Origin of the sequence: Paenalcaligenes sp. (genome assembly GCF_030152715.1) — a bacterium.
Classification (GTDB): domain Bacteria; phylum Pseudomonadota; class Gammaproteobacteria; order Burkholderiales; family Burkholderiaceae_B; genus Paenalcaligenes; species Paenalcaligenes hermetiae.
In genome coordinates this window covers 1-2,527 of record NZ_JASLIX010000077.1, presented here as the reverse complement: position 1 = coordinate 2,527, position 2,527 = coordinate 1, and the positions used below count along the sequence as shown (strand labels likewise).

Annotated in this window: 3 protein-coding genes; all 3 read left to right on the top strand. The window is 47.4% G+C overall.

All coding sequences use genetic code 11. The annotated features are described in order from the left end of the window. On the top strand, positions 1–659 hold a 659-nt coding region (locus tag Q1V74_RS06255; RefSeq protein WP_300647538.1), incomplete at its 5' end, for an extracellular solute-binding protein. A gap of 18 nt (positions 660–677) precedes the next feature. Next, positions 678–1,568: a sugar ABC transporter permease gene (locus Q1V74_RS06250; RefSeq protein WP_300647537.1), complete on the top strand. Its 891-nt coding sequence runs from the start codon at positions 678–680 to the stop codon at positions 1,566–1,568. Positions 1,569–1,577: 9 nt separating this feature from the next. Continuing rightward, positions 1,578–2,420: a carbohydrate ABC transporter permease gene (locus tag Q1V74_RS06245; protein ID WP_300647536.1), complete on the top strand. Its 843-nt coding sequence runs from the start codon at positions 1,578–1,580 to the stop codon at positions 2,418–2,420. The last annotated feature ends 107 nt before the right edge of the window (positions 2,421–2,527 follow it).

Below are 2,527 nucleotides of genomic sequence, written 5' to 3'. Positions count from 1 at the left end.
TGGCGATTCAAAATGGCCAAAAGCTAATGAACGAAGAGGGGACGGAGGTGTATTTGAATACGCCCGAGGCGGTAGAAGCGCTTACTTTCTTCCGTGATTTAGCGACTAAATATCAAGTTAGCCCTAAGGGGACCATCGAATGGGGCACCTTGCGTCAGGCTTTTGTCCAAGGGCAAACCGCGATGATGTGGCACACCACTGGTAATCTAACCGCGGTTAAAAAAGAGGCTGGTTTTGATTTTGGTGTGGCCATGCTGCCAGGTAAAAAGCAGCAGGCATCACCAACAGGTGGTGGTAATTTTTATTTGTTTAAAGGGGCTGACGAGGCGCAAAAGCAGGCAGCGTTAGACTTTATGCGTTGGATGACGGCTCCGCAACGTGCAGCCCAATGGTCTATTGCAACGGGTTATGTGGCGACGAGCCCTGCGGCTTATGATACGCCAGAATTAAAAACCTATGGGCAAGATTTCCCTCAGGCCCTCGTTGCACGCGATCAGTTAGAGGTGGCGGTACCGGAGTTTGCTACTTATGAAACCGCTCGTGTGCGCGAGTTAGTCTCTAATGCGGTGCAAGCAGCGATTACAGAAAGCAAGAGCCCACAAGCTGCTTTAGATGAGGCTCAGCAGGCAGCGCAACGCTTGTTGCGAGATTATCAATAATTAAGAGTAGTACGGGTTATGGCTAGCTCATCACGGATACAGGGGCAACAAACGCTTTATGCTTGGCTCATGTTGACCCCTTTGGTGGTTTTAATTAGTTTGTTTGCGTTGATTCCCACTGTACAGACCGTGTGGGCTAGTCTGCTTAGTAAAGGGAGCTCACGACGAGCGCCACAGTTTGTAGGGCTAGAAAACTATCAGGATTTATTGGCTGATCCGGTGTTTTGGCAGGTGCTTAGTAACAATTTTTGGTATGCCGTGACAACCATTCCCATATCCATGGCTTTGGCCTTATTGATGGCATTATGGGCTAACCAGTCCATGCGTTTGCGTGCTGTGGTGCGCAGTGCTTATTTCACGCCCACTATGCTACCCATGATTGCGGCGGCTAATCTCTGGTTGTTTTTTTATACCCCTGGTCTTGGGGTACTGGATCGGATGACCGCTTTGTTTGGTATGGAAAGCACAAACTGGTTAGGTCAACCCGAAACCGCACTATGGGCTGTGGTCGTGGTTACGATTTGGAAAGAAGCCGGCTTTTTTATGATCTTTTATTTGGCGGCTTTACAAGCCATTGCTCCAGAGTTAAAAGACGCGGCACGGCTAGAGGGCGCCTCGCGTTGGCAATATGGGCGCCGTGTTTTATGGCCCTTATTGATGCCGACAACGTTATTTATTTTGATTAATGCGTTGATTAATTCAGTAAAGCTGATTGATCATTTATTTATTCTGACTAAGGGCGGACCAAACAATGCGTCTAAGCTAGTGCTGTATTGGATATGGGAAATGGCCTTTGCATACATGGATAAACCCAGCGCGGCGGTTATGACCGTGCTATTGGTCGTGTTGCTGGCAATAGTGGCGGTTTTGCAGTTCCGTTTCATTGAGCGCCGAGCGCATTACCAATAAGAGGGTGCTATGAAGACATCAGTCACGGTAACAGGTGTACGACCCAGAGCATGGGGAGCGTTTATCGATCAGATGGGCGCTTGGTTATTAGCCTTTTTGTGGATAGCTCCCCTTTTTTTTGCTGTGTGGGCAGCGCTTAGAATGCCAGAGGCCGCATTACAGTGGGACTGGCGCCAAGGTTGGAGCCTTAGCAATTTTAAAACGGCTTGGCAGCAAGCGCCTTGGTTGCAGTATTTGTTTAATACCACGGTATTAGTCGGGGTGATTTTAGTCGGACAGTTTGTCCTGTGCACCTTGGCGGCTTTTGCTTTTGCGCGGTTTAGTTTTAGGGGACGTGATCTATTATTTAGCATTATTTTATTGCAGCTTTTTATTTTGCCTGAGGTTTTGATCGTAGAAAACTATGCAATGGTTTCTCGGTTAGGCTTGGTGGATACCATTTTGGGTATGGGACTGCCGTATATGGCCAGTGCTTTTGGGGTGTTTTTATTACGCCAGCACTTTAAACAGATACCCCGTGAGCTTGAGGATGCAGCGCGTGTAGAAGGCTGTGGCTGGTTTGGGGTACTTTGGCATGTATATGTACCTTTAGCTAAACCCATTTATGTAGCATATGCGTTGGTATCGGTGTCGACACATTGGAATAACTTCTTATGGCCTTTAGTAATGAGTAGTTCTCATCATACACGTCCGTTAACAGTGGGCTTGTCCTTATTTGGTGCTCCTGAAAGCGGGGTTAGCATTGCATTGATTAGTGCGGCCACATTGATGATGATTGCGCCATTGCTGATAGGTTTTCTATTATTTCAACGTCATTTTATTCAGGCGTTTTTACGAGCGGGCATACGTTAATCCATGAAAATCCTTCATTTTTCTGATCTACATGTGGTCCCGGCTGGGCAGCGTTTGTTTGGTTTAGACCCTGTTTTGCAGTTGCGAAATTTAATTGAGCACGCGTG